This window comes from Aminobacter niigataensis, from assembly GCF_946995915.1.
Classification (GTDB): Bacteria; Pseudomonadota; Alphaproteobacteria; order Rhizobiales; family Rhizobiaceae; genus Aminobacter; species Aminobacter niigataensis.
This window is the reverse complement of the sequence record NZ_OX341517.1, coordinates 2,904,293-2,919,519: the sequence shown is the minus strand read 5'-3', so window position 1 is coordinate 2,919,519 and position 15,227 is coordinate 2,904,293. Positions and strand designations below refer to the sequence as shown.

The following is a 15,227-nucleotide window of genomic DNA, read 5'->3' as shown; positions in this document are numbered from 1 at the left end:
TTCCCGGGCATGCGGGCCGGTCGCGGGCATACTGCCCGAATTGTTCCAATGCTTTCAATGCTTCGACGTGCACGACCAGCCTGCGGTCACAACCTCGGGCACAGTCATGAGCGAGGTTGACCGCGACCTCCTCATCAAGCCAGGCCGCATCCGTTCGACGAAGACGCCGAAGACCAAGAGCTTCGTCAATCAGGTCCTGGCCGCGGCCAAGCGCGCCGGCCACATCTCGGGCGGCGCTCCATCGGGCAAGCCGGGCCGCCGGCCCGGCCACTCGACCTTCGGACGGGGGCGCAATGTCTTCGGACGCTCCCGCATCTTCTCCTCGCACCGCCGCGTCGTCATCAAGGCGCGTGTCGCCCGCCATCAGGGGCGGGCATTCCGTTCAGCACCGCTCACCGCCCACGTCTCCTATCTTAAGCGCGAGGGCGTCAGCCGAGATGGCGAGAAGGGCGTGATGTTCGACGCCAACACCGACCGTGCCGACGATCTCGCCTTCGCCGATCGCTGCAAGGACGACCGGCATCATTTCCGCTTCATCGTCTCGCCGGAGGACGCAGCCGAGATGACCGACCTCAAAGCCTTTACCCGAGATCTTGCGCACCAGATGGAAGTCGATCTTGCTACGCGCCTCGACTGGATCGCCGTCGACCACTGGAACACAGATAACCCGCATGTGCATCTGCTCGTGCGCGGCGTCGACGACGTCGGCGCCGACCTCGTCGTTTCTCGCGACTACATCAGCCGCGGCCTGCGCTCCCGCGCCGACGATCTCGTCAATATGGAGCTTGGCCCGAAGCCGGAGCACGAAATCCAAAGCGCACTTGAAAAGGAAATCAGTGCCGAGCGTTGGACGCGGATCGACCGAGAGATTCAGCGCGCCGCCGACGAGACCGGCTATGTCGATCTCAGGCCAGACCGATCCGCCCCAGCTGATCCGGAACTACGTCGCCTCATGATCGGCAGGCTCCAGCATATCGAGAAGTTGGGGCTCGCCATTCAGGGCGATCCAGGACATTGGGTGGTTGGTCTCGAAGCTGAACGCACGTTGCGCGATCTCGGCATGCGTGGCGACATCATCAAAACGATGCACCGGGCCTTCACCGAGCGCGGCCAGGATCGCGGCTTTGGCGATTATGTGGTCGACGGGGGAGCCTCTGGCTCGCCAATCGTCGGGCGCCTCGTCGATCGCGGCCTCTACAACGAACCGACCGGCGAGGCATACGCCGTCATTGACGGGGTTGACGGGCGCGCCCACCATGTCCGCTTCCGGGGGGTCGAGGCATTCGAACAGGCGCCAGCAAATGGTGGCATCGTCGAAGTCCGTCGCATTGGAGGTACGGACGACCAACGCCCGACATTGGTGCTTGCGATGCGATCTGATCACGATCTTCAAGCGCAGGTCACAGCGCCGGGTGCTACCTGGATCGATCATCGCCTTGTCGAGCGAGATGCCATGCCGCTGTCGCAGGCCGGTTTTGGCCGCGAGGTTCGCGAGGCCATGCAGGCGCGTGCCGAACATCTCGCCGATCAGAGCCTCGCCCGGCGCGACGGCCAGCGCATCATCATACAACGCGATCTCCTCGCCACGCTTCGTCGCCGCGAGCTCGAGGCCGTCGGCGAGAAGCTCTCGGCCGAGACCGGCTTGCCGCATGTGAAGACGCAAGCCGGGCAGCGCGTCGCGGGCGTCGTGCGCCAGCGCCTTGCCCTCTCTTCTGGCCGCTTCGCAATGATTGAAGACGGTCTCGGCTTCCAGCTCGTGCCCTGGTCGCGCGATCTCGATCGCAAGCTCGGTCAGCATGTCGCCGGCGTCGCGAAGGTGGCCGGCGGCATCGAACTGTCGGTCGGACGCAAGCGCGACCTCGGCCTCTGACAACGACGGAAAAGGATCACACATGTCGGCGACCAAAATCCTCTGGGGCCAAATCACAGTGGTCTTCTTGATCGTGATCGCCACCACCTGGGCGGCGACCCAATATGTTGCCAGCCAGCTTGGGTACCAGGCACAGCTCGGCACGCCCTGGTTCAGTCTTGGCGGTGTCCCGATCTACTATCCGCCCGCCTTCTTCTGGTGGTGGTATTTCTTCGACGCCTACGCGCCCGAAATCTTCAACGAGGCTGCCTTCATTGCGGCCTCAGGCGGCTTCATCGCTATCGCTGTCGCCATTGGCATGTCGGTCTGGCGCGCTCGCGAGGCCAAGAACGTCCAGACCTATGGCTCCGCACGATGGGCCCAAAAGAACGAGGTGGAGGCCGCTGGGCTTCTCGGCCGAGACGGGGTCGTGCTTGGCCGGCTCGATCACGACTATCTGCGTCACGATGGGCCAGAGCATGTACTATGCTTTGCGCCAACACGTTCTGGCAAAGGCGTCGGCCTTGTCGTCCCGACACTTCTGACCTGGCCGGGTTCGGCAATCGTTCACGACATCAAGGGCGAAAACTGGCAACTCACGGCTGGCTTCCGCGAAAAGCATGGTCGCGTGCTGCTCTTCGATCCGACCAATCCGAAATCAGCCGCCTACAATCCCCTGCTCGAGGTTCGTCGCGGTGAATGGGAGGTGCGCGATGTACAGAACGTCGCCGACATTCTGGTCGATCCGGAAGGCTTGCTCGACAAGCGCAACCACTGGGAAAAGACCAGCCACTCCCTTCTCGTTGGCGCAATCTTGCATGTCCTCTATGCCGAGGCGGAAAAAACGCTCGCCGGCGTCGCTGCCTTTCTCTCCGATCCGCGCCGCCCGATCGAAGCGACGCTCGCTGCGATGATGACGACGAAGCATCTCGGCGAGGCCGGTCCGCATCCGGTTGTCGCTTCGACCGCTCGCGAGCTCCTCAACAAATCCGACAACGAACGATCCGGTGTGCTGTCGACCGCCATGTCCTTCCTAGGCCTCTATCGCGATCCGGTCGTCGCGGAGGTGACGAGCCGCTGCGACTGGCGCATCGCGGATCTCACCACGGACACAAGGCCGGCGACGCTCTACATGGTCGTCCCGCCATCGGACATCTCCCGAACAAAGCCGCTCATCCGCCTCGTCCTCAATCAGATAGGCCGGCGGCTCACCGAGGACCTGCACGCTACCGAACGCAAACACCGCGTCCTCATGATGCTCGACGAATTCCCGGCTCTCGGCCGCCTCGACTTCTTCGAGTCCGCGCTTGCCTTCATGGCCGGCTACGGCATCAAGAGCTTCCTCATCGCACAGTCGCTCAACCAGATCGAAAAGGCCTACGGCGCCAACAACTCGATCCTCGACAATTGCCATGTGCGCGTGAGTTTCGCGACCAATGACGAGCGGACAGCCAAACGCGTGTCCGATGCTCTTGGCACAGCCACCGAAATGAAGGCGATGAAGAACTATGCCGGCCACAGGCTCTCGCCATGGCTTGGGCACCTGATGGTCTCGCGTTCAGAAACGGCGCGTCCCCTCCTCACCCCCGGCGAGGTCATGCAACTTCCACCGTCCGAAGAAATCGTGATGATCGCAGGCACTCCGCCGATCCGGGCAAAGAAAGCGCGCTACTATGAGGATGTGCGCTTCCGCGAGCGTGTGATGCAGCCGCCGGATCCGGCCAAATTGGGCAAGACCCGTCGCTGCGACAGCTGGTCGACAGTCTTGCCGCCAGTACCTGCAGCCCCTGAAGGGCCTGATAGCGCCAATGCCGGCCTGCGCCGCGAACCGGAACTTCCCGAACACGTTGCTATCGCAAAGGAAACCGCTGACCAGAAGCCGGCCGAGGAGTTCGCGCATATCCTCGACGACGAGCCGGAGGACACCGCTCGACAGCGTCAGACGCTGCGCCGCCAGATGAGCGGCATCGCTCGCCAGGTCTCGCTCGATCCGGGCGACGGAATGGAGCTCTAAGCACATGCGCGACCGTCTTAACTTGACCCTGCCGGCGGAACTTATCGCACGCATCAACGAGCTTGCCGACCGCAAGAAATTGCCCAGGTCGGCCATTGTGGAGGCGGCCGTCAGTTCGTTCCTGTCGCCCGATCACGCCGATGCGCGCGAAGCGGCCTTCGCACGCCGGCTCGACCGACTGTCCAGGCAAATCCAGCGGATGGAGCGCGATCTTGGCGTCACCGCGGAAACACTCGCCCTTTTCGTCCGCTTCTGGTTGTCGATCACTCCGCCATTACCGCCGGAGGCGCAAGCTGCGGCTCAGGCCAAAGGGCGCGAACGTTTCGATGGCTTCGTCGAAACCCTGGGCAAGCGTTTGCAGAAAGGCCAGAGCTTCCTGCGGGAGATTCCCGAAGACGTTGAGGGCAATTGAAACTGCAATAGGCGGCTCTTAGGGCGAACGGGGCATCGCCGATTGTTGGTGGAACATTTGGACTAGGGCTGAGCGGAGGACGAGCTTGTAGAGGCCCGGCTCGGTGTGATCTTCATCACCTGTCCCGAGATATCTGAATTTATGGGACCCCAGCTTTGTGGCTGTCCAACTGGTTAAGTTGGTAGGTGCGGGAGCCTATCGGGTACTCCAGCGTGTTGTACACGTCGCGAGAGCTAGGAACCACGGTTCCCCGGCGATCTACATGAGCTACACGCCCCGAGATGGCATTCTGTTGGAAATCGAATGTATCAAGGGTAGCAGGGTTCAAGGGCCCGAAGGGCGACCGTGAAAGAAGCCCCCCTTCTCAAAAAGACTATCGAGAGAGCCAGCCAAGGAAGAACGCGGGAACCGAAGCGCCGCTACTCCTCGTCACCCTCTTCTTGATCATAGAGACTGTCACTGTCCTCAGAGTCGGCGTCATCCTCAGTCCCGTAGTCATCTACACCATAGGAATCAGTATTCTCCTCGACATATGCCCTGCATCCCTCGATGAACGAGTTGCTATTCCCACCGCAGCCGGATTCGTCGTCGATGCCTTTGCGCTCAGCCCATTCGTAACCAGCTTCGTGTCCTGAACAGTCCACGGTGCAGGGATAGCCCATAAAGGTCTGGGCGAATGTGGGGGTGGTTGCGGCGAGTGCCATGGAGGCCGCCATCAGCGCTACTTTCACGGTGTCCCTCTACGTTGTGGTGGACTCAGGACGCCTGGACGCCCTGAGCGTTCACAAGACCAGATGTTCGGCCCTCAATGGCAGTGATAGCCACCGTTCTTGCGGTCGTTATGGCAACCGTTTGCGTCGGTGCCTCCGCCATGGGCGACAGCGGCGGTGATTCCAGCTGCCGAAGAGATCAGGTAAATGGCAAGTAGTGCGTATTTCATTAGAGCCCCCACTTTATAACAACAACGAACACAACCATGGATACCCGTTCTCTACAAGTGTGACATTAGCGTTTCCTTGTATACTAGTTTCCGATTTCGCTCAGTCCTTGGCGGTATCTGCGTTGCGCACGACTTTGCGCTGTTATGGCCAAGGTCTAACGACCGGCGACGAGGCGTCGTCCCGAACGAACAAGATCGGCACTTGGAGGGGCAGCAGCCATCCGGGGAGCAAGGGTGCCAACTTACCCACGATAGCGACAGTCACCATGATAACTCTTCAAGGAATGCCGCGGGTACCCCTGCCCCTGCACTGGCCTTGAGCGAGCGTGCTCACGCGGATGAGGCCTCCTGCCCCGCCCTTCTCCTGCAATTGCACGCTACTCTACGACGCTCCCTGAAACCTGTTGAACCTGCCTGATTTCTGGCTCTCTTAATCGTCCCCTATCGAGGTCGCGCGGCGCGCCGCCCGAACGAGAATGGGGACGATGTGGCGAATTCTCAACGACATTCCGAAGTATCCCAGCGCGGTGCGCGCATGCTGCGCACCGCGCTGGGCTCAACGATCGCCGGGTTCCTGGAAGATCCCTCCATTGTCGAGGTGATGCTCAATCCCGACGGGCGGCTCTGGATCGACCGCCTCTCAGGCGGGCTTGAAGATACCGGTTGCACACTCTCTGTCGATGACGGCGAACGCATCATTCGCCTTGTCGCTCATCATGTCGGCGCCGAAGTACACCCCGGCAATCCACGTGTTTCGGCTGAGCTTCCCGAAACTGGAGAGCGGTTCGAAGGACTGCTGCCACCCGTCGTCGCAGCACCCGCCTTTGCGATCCGAAAGCCGGCCGTCGCTGTCTTCACCCTCGACGATTACGTCGCAGCCGGCGTCATGACAGCGCAGCAGGCAACTGCCCTGCGTCAGGCAGTCGCCGCGCGCGCCAATATTCTCGTTGCCGGTGGCACCTCGACCGGCAAGACCACGCTCACCAATGCGCTTCTTGCAGAAGTCGCCAAGACCTCAGATCGCGTCGTCCTGATCGAAGACACGCGCGAGCTGCAATGCGCCGCGCCCAATCTCGTGGCACTTCGCACCAAAGAAGGCGTCATCTCCCTTTCCGATCTCGTTCGCTCGTCACTTCGACTGCGGCCCGACCGCATTCCCGTGGGCGAAGTGCGCGGCTCCGAAGCGCTCGATCTCCTCAAAGCCTGGGGCACCGGCCATCCCGGCGGCATCGGCACCATCCATGCCGGAACTGGCATCGGCGCCCTGCGCCGCCTCGAGCAACTCATTCAGGAAGTCGTTGTCACCGTCCCGCGCGCACTGATCGCGGAAACCATCGATCTCGTCGCGGTGCTTTCGGGGCGCGGGTCCGCCCGAAGGCTGGCCGAACTTGCCCGCGTCGAAGGGCTCGGCCCCGGTGGCGACTACCGCATCGCCCCCGTCCCCTCCAACAACGAAGGAACGTCCGCATGACCTCGCCCATATCCCGAGCCGGACGCCGCATCGCGGCATTCTGCTCGGTCACCGCCCTCGCACTCTTGGTCGCCCCTGTCGCACACGCCGCGGGCTCGTCCATGCCCTGGGAACAGCCGCTGCAGCAGATCCTTCAGTCGATCGAAGGCCCTGTCGCCAAGATCATCGCCGTGATCATCATCATCGTGACCGGTCTGACGCTCGCTTTCGGCGACACCTCGGGCGGATTCCGGCGTCTGATCCAGATCGTCTTCGGCCTCTCGATCGCCTTCGCCGCATCGAGCTTCTTCCTCAGCTTCTTTAGCTTCGGCGGCGGAGCGCTCGTCTGATGGAGGAACAGGTCCCAGGGTTCAGCGCACCTGTTCATCGGGCACTCACGGAACACATCCTTCTTGGCGGCGCCCCGCGCTCGATCGCCATCCTGAACGGCACACTTGCCACGGCCCTCGGGCTCGGCCTGCGGCTCTGGATCATCGGGATCGCGCTGGGGTTGATCGGACATCTTGCCGCCGTCTGGGCCGCCAAGCGCGATCCGATGTTCGCCGACGTTGTGCGCAGGCATCTGCGCATCCCCGGCCACCTCAGGGCGTGAGGTGATCGCCATGATGAACCTTGCCGAATATCGAAACCGCAATGCCCGTCTCTCGGACTTCCTGCCATGGGCAGCGCTCGTGCGCCAGGGCGTTGTCCTCAACAAGGACGGCAGTCTCCAGCGCAGCGCCCGGTTCCGCGGCCCGGATCTCGACAGCTCGGTTGCCGCCGAATTGGTCGCGATCTCCAGCCGTCTTAACAACGCTTTCCGGCGCCTCGGCTCGGGTTGGGCGATCTTCGTCGAAGCCCAGCGTCATGCAGCCGGCGCCTATCCGCAAAGCACATTCGCAGACGCCGCCTCCGCCCTGGTGGATTCCGAACGCAAGGCTGGCTTCGAAGAGACCGGGGCCCACTACGAGTCCAGCTATTTCCTGACCTTCACTTATCTGCCACCGGCCGAGGACGCCGCGCGCGCGGAAAGCTGGCTCTACGAAGGCAAAGCCGAACCCGGCGTCGATCCGCGTGAGATCGTCATCGGGTTCGTCGACCGCACCGACCGGATGCTCCAACTCGTCGAAGGTTTCATGCCCGATTGCGCATGGCTCGACGATGTCGAGACACTGTCTTATCTCCATGCCTGCGTTTCGACCGAACGCCATCGAGTACGCGTTCCCGAAACGCCGATGCATCTTGATGCGTTGCTCGCGGACCGGCCCCTTGCCGGCGGGCTCGAACCGCGTCTTGGCGACCAACATCTTCGCATTCTCACCATCGTCGGCTTTCCGACCGCGACCACACCTGGAATCCTCGACGAGCTCAATCGCCTCGCCTTCCCCTATCGTTGGTCGACCCGCGCCATCCTCCTCGACAAAACCGACGCCACGAAGCTGCTGACCAAGATCAGGCGGCAATGGTTTGCCAAGCGCAAGTCGATCGCAGCGATCCTGAAAGAGGTGATGACCAACGAGGCTGCGGCCCTGGTCGACACAGATGCGGCCAACAAGGCTGCCGACGCCGATCTCGCCCTGCAGGAACTGGGCGCCGACTATGCCGGACAGGCTTACGTCACAGCGACGCTCACCGTCTGGGACGCCGATCCGCGTGTCGCCGACGAAAAGCTGAGGCTCGCCGAAAAGGTCATCCAAGGGCGCGACTTCACATGCGTGCCCGAGACCATAAATGCCGTTGACGCCTGGCTCGGTTCGCTGCCCGGTCACGTCTACGCCAATGTGCGGCAACCGCCGATCTCCACCGTCAATCTCGCTCACATGATCCCGCTTTCGGCTGTTTGGGCAGGACCGCAAGAAGATGAGCATTTCGCAGCGCCCCCTCTGCTGTTCGGCAAGGCCGAAGGCTCAACCCCGTTCCGTTTTTGCCTTCATGTCGGCGACGTCGGTCACACGCTGATCGTAGGTCCAACAGGTGCGGGCAAATCAGTGCTGCTCGCTCTGATGGCACTGCAGTTCCGGCGCTATCGCAATTCGCAGGTCATTGCTTTCGATTTCGGCGGCTCGATCCGCGCGGCCACACTCGCCATGGGGGGCGACTGGCACGATCTTGGTGGCGGCCTGAGTGGCGATATCGGCGAGCCGGTCCAACTCCAGCCGCTCGCACGCATCCATCATGTGCCGGAGCGCGCCTGGGCAGCCGACTGGATTGTGTCGATCCTGATCCGTGAGAGCGTATCGATCACGCCAGAGATCAAGGAACATCTGTGGTCGGCACTGACCTCTCTCGCCAGTGCTCCGGTGCATGAGCGCACGATCACCGGCCTCAACGTCCTTCTCCAGTCAAATGATCTGAAACAGGCGCTACGCCCCTACTGCGTTGGCGGTCCTTATGGACGGCTGCTCGACGCCGAGTTCGAGCAGATCGGCGAGACATCGGTCCAGGCCTTCGAAACCGAGGGACTGGTCGGAACGGCTGCCGCGCCGGCAGTCCTTTCTTATCTCTTTCACCGCATCGAGGACCGGCTCGACGGCTCGCCTTCTCTCATCATTATCGACGAAGGTTGGCTTGCACTCGACGATGACGGCTTCTCCGGCCAGATCCGGGAGTGGCTGAAGACCTTGCGGAAGAAGAACGCCAGCGTCATCTTCGCCACGCAATCGCTATCGGACATCGACGGCTCCGCGATCGCGCCAGCCATCATCGAGAGCTGCCAGACCCGGCTCCTGCTGCCGAACGAACGCGCAATCGAACCGCAGATCACCGCAATCTATCGTCGCTTTGGCCTCAACGACCGCCAGATCGAAATCCTGGCGCGCGCTACGCCTAAGCGCGACTACTATTGTCAGTCTCGGCGCGGCAACCGGCTGTTTGAACTCGGCCTTTCCGAGGTCGCCCTCGCGCTTTGCGCCGCATCCTCAAAAACCGACCAAACGCTGATTGCGCAGATCCACGGTGAACATGGCCGCAACGGCTTCCTTGCCGCCTGGCTGCGCGCCCGGGGCGTCGATTGGGCGGTCGACCTCATCCCCAACCTCACCAATCTCGTCCCCCAGCCTGAGAAGGAGCCCACGCCATGACCACCCAACCCTCAACCCTTCGCGCTGCCTTGATTGCGGCGACAGTTCTTTCTGTGACCGGTGCGCTTTCGCCCGCGCTGACGAGCCCAGCGCATGCCTTCTTTGGTCGGATTGTCTACGATCCGACCAACTACGCACAGAACGTGCTCACCGCTGCCCGCACGCTTGAGCAGATCAACAACCAGATCAAAAGTATCCAGAATGAGGCGCAGATGCTCATAAACCAGGCGAGGAACCTGGCGAGCCTGCCATACTCGTCTCTCCAGCAGCTTCAGCAGTCGGTCCAGAAGACGCAGCAGCTTCTCAGCCAGGCGCAGAACATCGCCTTCGACGTGCAGCAGATCGACCAGATGTTCGAACAGAAATACGGCAGCGTGTCGTTGTCGGCCTCCGATCAGGAGCTCATCGCCGATGCGCGTACACGCTGGAAGAACACCGTGGGCGGATTGCAGGACGCCATGCGCGTTCAGGCCGGCGCCGTCGAAAACATCGAGACCAATCGCGCCCAGATGTCGGCGCTGATCGGCCAGAGCCAGAATGCCGCCGGCGCACTCCAGGCAACACAAGCCGGCAACCAGCTACTTGCGCTCCAGGCTCAGCAACTCGCCGACCTCACCGCTGTCATCGCCGCCAACGGCCGGGCGCAGGCACTGACCGACGCCGAACGCACAGCCGCTGCCGAACAGGGCCGCGAGCAGCGCCGCCGCTTCCTGACCCCGGGTTCCAGCTATCAGCCCGGCAATGCCCGCATGTTCAACAATGGCAACTGACGGCCAGAGGAGAACATCTATGGACGGCAGGATGCTGGCGCGCCTCGGCGCAGTCGTGTTCGTGGCCGTCGCCATCACGGCGACAGCGATCGAATTGACCCGGAAGGAAGCAGTGCCCGCGACGACACCGGTACAGGTGCTGCGGGCCGAGAGCGATCCGCTGCACGAGAGACAGCGCCGTTGCCAGCAGTTTGGACTGAAGGCGGCTGAAGACGCCGAATGCCTGCGCGTCTGGGCGGAAACCCGCGACCGATTCCTTGGTCGCGCGGCCATGCCTCCTGCTCCGCAAATTCAGGAAGGGCGGTGAAGCATGGGCGGCGCCGGCGTCATCGACAACTTCCTCGAAGTCTTCGCCCGCTACATCGACAGCGGGTTTGGACTGCTCGGCGGAGAAGTCGCCTTCATCGCCACCACGCTGATCGTCATTGACGTGACGCTGGCGGCCCTGTTCTGGAGCTGGGGCGCTGACGACGACATCATCGCGCGGCTGGTCAAGAAGACACTGTTTGTCGGCGTCTTCGCCTATCTCATCTCCAACTGGAACAATCTGGCAAATATCGTCTTCGACAGTTTCGCGGGCCTCGGCCTCAAGGGCTCCGGCACGGGGTTTTCGACGGCGGACCTGATGCGCCCCGGCAAGGTGGCACAAACCGGGCTGGATGCCGCCCGGCCGTTGCTCGAGTCCATCTCCGACTTGATGGGATGGGTGGCCTTCTTCGAGAACTTCATCCAGATCGCCTGCCTGCTCTTCGCATGGGCGCTGGTCATCCTCGCCTTCTTCATTCTGGCCATCCAGCTCTTCGTCACGCTGATCGAGTTCAAGCTGACCACGCTGGCCGGCTTCGTGTTGATCCCCTTCGGCCTGTTCGGCAAGACCGCCTTCATGGCCGAACGTGTGCTTGGAAACGTTGTGTCCTCCGGCATCAAAGTGCTGGTGCTCGCCGTGATCATCGGTATCGGTTCGACACTGTTCAGCCAGTTCACGCAAGGCTTCGGCGGTCACACCCCGAGTATCGACGACGCCATGGCTGTCGTGCTCGCTGCGCTGTCGCTGCTTGGTCTCGGCATCTTCGGTCCCGGCATTGCGTCGGGGCTAGTCAGCGGTGGGCCCCAGCTTGGCGCAGGAGCGGCGGTGGGCACGGGTCTCGCCGCAGGTGGTATGACGCTGGCCGCTGCTGGTGCTGCTGGTCTTGCGGCGAAAGGCGGCGCTGCAGCATTCTCGAATGGCGCGGCGGCCGTCCGTGGCGGTGCATCCGCCGCTGGCGCGGCATCTTCTGCCTATTCAGTCGCATCCCTCGGTCAGTCCGGAGCGGCCAGCAGCGCATCCGGACTCGGGGGCGTCGCACATGCCGCCGGCAGCGCTGTGACATCGCCACTTCGCAGGGCTGCAGCCAGCGTCAAGTCAAGCTTCTCCGAGGGCGTCAAGGCCGGCTTCAACGCGACCGGCGGCTCCTCGACCATGGGCTCGGTCGGAGGCGCGAGTGAAACTGCGCCCGCTTCCACCATCCATGCTCCCAGCGCGCCGCCCGGCTGGGCGCAGCGTATGCGCCGGTCTGGCGACATCGGCCATGCCATCCAGACAACCGCGCACGCCGTCCGCTCCGGGGACAGCCATGCCTCCGCCTCTTCCGTCAACCTTCAAATAAGTGATCGTTCATGAACCTCTTTTCGCGACCCGCCGCGCATTACGGCAAGACCCCTCAACCCGAGACTCCTTATCAAAAGGCCGCGCAGGTCTGGGACGAACGTATCGGCTCAGCCCGCGTTCAGGCGAAGAACTGGCGGTACATGGCGTTTGGATCGCTAATCCTTTCTGGCATGTTCGCCACAGCACTCGTCTGGCAGTCGACGCGCGGGACCGTCGTGCCCTGGATCGTGCAAGTCGACAATCTCGGTCAGGCGCAAGCTGTCGTACCAGCAAGTGCTGATTATCGGCCGACCGATCCGCAGATCGCATGGCATCTCGCCCGCTTCATCGAACAGGTCCGCTCGATCCCGGCTGACCCGATCATCGTCCGCCAGAACTGGCTGCGCGCCTATGAGTGGACCACGGATCGTGGCGCAGCGGCGCTCAACGACTACGCTCGCACCAATGACCCATTCACCAAGGTCGGCAAGCAACAGATCGCCGTTGAGGTCTCTTCGGTCATCCGTGCCTCGCCGGACTCGTTTCGCGTCGCCTGGACCGAGCGCCACTATGAGAGCGGGAAGCTCTCCACGACCCAGCGCTGGACTGCGATCCTGACCAACGTGATCCAGCCGCCACGCGATGCCGAAAGGCTTCGCGCCAATCCGCTCGGCATCTACGTCAACGCCATCAACTGGTCACAGGAGATGAGCCAATGAACCGGCCGACGATCCGAAGAGGCGGCAACCTGTCCCTTCGCAAATCCGTAGCTCCAGTCCTTTTGCTTTCCGCCATGCTCGTGGGCTGCGCCACAAACAAACCGCCTGTGATCAGCTACGACGCCGACGTGCCGCCCCTCCCGGCGATCCCTATGCCGGCGGCAGATGACAGACCGAAGCCTCTCCATATCCCACCAGCCTGGACCCCGACACGTGGCGGTACCGCCGCGTCGACACCGATAGCGCGTGTCGACAATGCCAATGCCGCCGCGCGCATCCAGCCACGTCGCGAAGGCTACTACAATGCCATCCAGATTTATCCCTGGAGCGAAGGCGCTCTCTATCAGGTCTATGCCGCTCCCGGACAGATCACCAACATCACGCTCGAGCTCGGCGAGAGCCTGACCGGTGCAGGCCCGATCGCCGCAGGTGACACCGCACGCTGGATCATCGGAGACACCGAGAGTGGTAGCGGGATCAGCCGGCGTGTCCATGTGTTGGTTAAGCCCACGAGCGCCGACATCTCGACCAACCTCGTCATCACCACCGACCGGCGCACCTACATGATCGAACTGCGTTCCGGCGAAAAGCCATATATGCCGGCGGTGGCCTGGGCCTATCCAAAGCAGCCAGCCGGACAGCGCCAGGCCATTCCAGCAACACCCCTCATTCCGCCTGTCGCAGCGCGGAACTATCGCTACGGACTTAAGGGCGACAATCCACCTTGGCGGCCTGTCGCTGTCTATGACGACGGCCGACGCGTATTTGTCGAGTTTCCACGCGGGATCGTGCAGGGCGAGATGCCGCCACTGTTGATCATCGGCCCGGACGGCGAAGCCCAGATCGCCAACAGCCGCATCTACCAACACGTCCTGATCGTCGATCGCCTGTTCGGCGCAGCCGAACTTCGTCTTGGCGGCGGCGATCGGCAGCAGACTGTAAGGATAGTGCGCACTGATGGAAGGCCATGGTCATGAGTGAGACAGACAATGTCGCTCCGATGCGCCTTCGCGCCGAAACGCCGCGCATCACCCGCCTGTCGCCAAAAGTCATCGTCGGAGTCGGCGTCGTCGCCTTGCTCGGCATCGGCGGAGCGCTGATCTATGCGCTTCAGACGCGCGTGTCTGACGCTGACGATCAAGAACTCTACTCGACGGCCAATCGGCAACCCGCCGATGGTCTAGCCGGCTTGCCACGCGACTATACCGGCCCGATCCTCGGGCCAGCGCTACCCGGCGATCTCGGCCGGCCTATCCTCAACGCCCAAAGCAGGGGGCAACCCGTTGTGCCGCCCGCGATCATGGCACCGGCTGTCAACGAAGCGGAACAGCGCCGGCGCGCTGAGGAAGAGGCCGCACGGACGAGCACCGTCTTTTTCCAGTCACGGGGAGGATCGGCCGCAACGGTCGGGACGGAAGAACCAGCGTCAGGCTTTCCGGGCGCTGGCCTGGAAGGCCAGCCTGGCGAGCAGACCGCACAGGACAAGCAACTGGCTTTCCTCAACGCCGCTGCTGACAGACGTACAGTGGCGCGCGACCGCGTCATGCCGCCGGCGTCGCCCTTCGTCCTCCAGGCCGGTGCCGTCATCCCGGCCGCGCTCATCACTGGCATCAGGTCCGATCTACCCGGACAGGTCACCGCGCAGGTAACGGAGAACATATACGACAGCCCAACCGGTCGAGCCCTGCTCGTGCCCCAGGGGACGCGGATCATCGGGCAGTATGACAACAACGTCCAATTCGGCCAGCGCCGCGCACTCCTTGTCTGGAACCGGCTCATTTTTCCGACTGGCCGCTCCATTGTTCTCGAGCGTCAGCCGGGCGCCGATGCGCAAGGCTATGCCGGCCTTGAAGATGGGGTCGACTATCATTGGTGGGATCTGGCGAAAGCCGCCGGCCTCTCCACCCTGCTTGCCGCTGGTGCAGAGTTGGCGATCGACGACGAGAACCGGCTATTGCGCGCAATCCGCGAGGGAGCGCAGGACACTATCAACGACGCGGGCCAGCAGATCATCCGCAGGCAGCTCAACGTCGCGCCGACGCTGACCATCCGGCCGGGCTTCCCGGTACGCGTCATCGTCACGCGCGACCTCGTGCTTGAGCCTTATGGAGCAACGCAATGACCAAGCTGAAGTTGGGGCCTATCGCCGACGACAGGCCCGTCAAGGTGACGTTGGAGCTTCCAGCGTCGCTGCATCGCGATCTCAAAACTTATGCTGATGTCCTCGGCCGTGAGAGCGGTCAGCCGGCAACCGAGCCAGTCCGGTTGATCGTACCGATGCTCCAGCGCTTTATCGACACCGATCGAGGATTTGCAAAGGCTCGCCGGAACGCCCATCCAGATCCGTAGGGCGGCGCAGTGCTGAC

General features: G+C 62.8%; 16 protein-coding genes. 14 read left to right on the top strand and 2 right to left on the bottom strand.

From position 1 onward, the window contains the following. The first annotated feature begins 106 nt into the window (after positions 1–106). The 3 genes from O1Y97_RS14200 to O1Y97_RS14190 are packed head-to-tail and all read left to right on the top strand — an operon-like array spanning position 107 to position 4,275. Positions 107–1,870 carry a relaxase/mobilization nuclease domain-containing protein gene (locus O1Y97_RS14200; RefSeq protein ID WP_318761436.1) on the top strand — a complete coding sequence of 588 codons (1,764 nt, stop codon included), beginning with the start codon at positions 107–109 and terminating at the stop codon, positions 1,868–1,870. A gap of 22 nt (positions 1,871–1,892) precedes the next feature. Beyond that, on the top strand, positions 1,893–3,863 hold the full coding sequence (locus O1Y97_RS14195) for a conjugal transfer protein TraG (RefSeq protein WP_318761435.1): 1,971 nt from the start codon (positions 1,893–1,895) through the stop codon (positions 3,861–3,863). Between the two features lie 4 nt (positions 3,864–3,867). Continuing rightward, entirely contained in the window at positions 3,868–4,275 is a 408-nt protein-coding gene (locus tag O1Y97_RS14190; protein ID WP_280226840.1) for a ribbon-helix-helix protein, CopG family, read from the top strand. Between the two features lie 419 nt (positions 4,276–4,694). On the opposite strand, the gene O1Y97_RS14185 is transcribed toward O1Y97_RS14190, so the two are convergent. Together O1Y97_RS14185 and O1Y97_RS14180 are read right to left on the bottom strand one after the other, a co-directional pair. After that, entirely contained in the window at positions 4,695–5,006 is a 312-nt protein-coding gene (locus tag O1Y97_RS14185) for a hypothetical protein (RefSeq protein ID WP_280226838.1), read from the bottom strand. Between the two features lie 74 nt (positions 5,007–5,080). Continuing rightward, positions 5,081–5,215 (bottom strand): YHYH domain-containing protein, encoded by a 135-nt coding sequence (locus O1Y97_RS14180; RefSeq protein WP_318761434.1) that lies wholly within the window; start codon positions 5,213–5,215, stop codon positions 5,081–5,083. Between the two features lie 535 nt (positions 5,216–5,750). On the opposite strand from O1Y97_RS14180, the gene trbB reads away from it, so the two are divergent. The 11 genes from trbB to O1Y97_RS14125 are packed head-to-tail and all read left to right on the top strand — an operon-like array spanning position 5,751 to position 15,210. Beyond that, positions 5,751–6,686 (top strand): P-type conjugative transfer ATPase TrbB, encoded by a 936-nt coding sequence (trbB, locus tag O1Y97_RS14175; protein WP_404801176.1) that lies wholly within the window; start codon positions 5,751–5,753, stop codon positions 6,684–6,686. After that, positions 6,683–7,015: a TrbC/VirB2 family protein gene (locus tag O1Y97_RS14170; RefSeq protein ID WP_280226833.1), complete on the top strand. Its 333-nt coding sequence runs from the start codon at positions 6,683–6,685 to the stop codon at positions 7,013–7,015. Before trbB ends, O1Y97_RS14170 begins: the two co-directional genes overlap by 4 nt. Then, positions 7,015–7,278 carry a VirB3 family type IV secretion system protein gene (locus O1Y97_RS14165; protein ID WP_280223287.1) on the top strand — a complete coding sequence of 88 codons (264 nt, stop codon included), beginning with the start codon at positions 7,015–7,017 and terminating at the stop codon, positions 7,276–7,278. The genes O1Y97_RS14170 and O1Y97_RS14165 overlap by 1 nt, the downstream gene beginning before the upstream one ends. Positions 7,279–7,288: 10 nt before the next feature. Then, positions 7,289–9,745: a conjugal transfer protein TrbE gene (trbE, locus tag O1Y97_RS14160; RefSeq protein ID WP_318761432.1), complete on the top strand. Its 2,457-nt coding sequence runs from the start codon at positions 7,289–7,291 to the stop codon at positions 9,743–9,745. Next, complete coding sequence (trbJ, locus tag O1Y97_RS14155) at positions 9,742–10,515, top strand: P-type conjugative transfer protein TrbJ (protein ID WP_318761431.1); 774 nt, start codon at positions 9,742–9,744, stop codon at positions 10,513–10,515. The genes trbE and trbJ overlap by 4 nt, the downstream gene beginning before the upstream one ends. Before the next feature lie 19 nt (positions 10,516–10,534). Beyond that, positions 10,535–10,822, top strand: a complete 288-nt coding sequence (trbK-alt, locus tag O1Y97_RS14150) for a putative entry exclusion protein TrbK-alt (RefSeq protein WP_318761430.1) — start codon at positions 10,535–10,537, stop codon at positions 10,820–10,822. A gap of 3 nt (positions 10,823–10,825) precedes the next feature. Beyond that, entirely contained in the window at positions 10,826–12,175 is a 1,350-nt protein-coding gene (gene trbL / locus O1Y97_RS14145) for a P-type conjugative transfer protein TrbL (RefSeq protein WP_318761429.1), read from the top strand. Beyond that, positions 12,172–12,861 carry a conjugal transfer protein TrbF gene (gene trbF, locus O1Y97_RS14140; protein WP_318761428.1) on the top strand — a complete coding sequence of 230 codons (690 nt, stop codon included), beginning with the start codon at positions 12,172–12,174 and terminating at the stop codon, positions 12,859–12,861. Before trbL ends, trbF begins: the two co-directional genes overlap by 4 nt. Further along, on the top strand, positions 12,858–13,838 hold the full coding sequence (gene trbG, locus O1Y97_RS14135; protein ID WP_318761427.1) for a P-type conjugative transfer protein TrbG: 981 nt from the start codon (positions 12,858–12,860) through the stop codon (positions 13,836–13,838). The genes trbF and trbG overlap by 4 nt, the downstream gene beginning before the upstream one ends. Beyond that, the gene (locus O1Y97_RS14130; RefSeq protein ID WP_318761426.1) at positions 13,835–14,983 is read left to right on the top strand and encodes a TrbI/VirB10 family protein; all 1,149 of its coding nucleotides are present in this window, start codon (positions 13,835–13,837) and stop codon (positions 14,981–14,983) included. The genes trbG and O1Y97_RS14130 overlap by 4 nt, the downstream gene beginning before the upstream one ends. Continuing rightward, positions 14,980–15,210 carry a DUF2274 domain-containing protein gene (locus O1Y97_RS14125; RefSeq protein WP_318761425.1) on the top strand — a complete coding sequence of 77 codons (231 nt, stop codon included), beginning with the start codon at positions 14,980–14,982 and terminating at the stop codon, positions 15,208–15,210. Before O1Y97_RS14130 ends, O1Y97_RS14125 begins: the two co-directional genes overlap by 4 nt. The last annotated feature ends 17 nt before the right edge of the window (positions 15,211–15,227 follow it).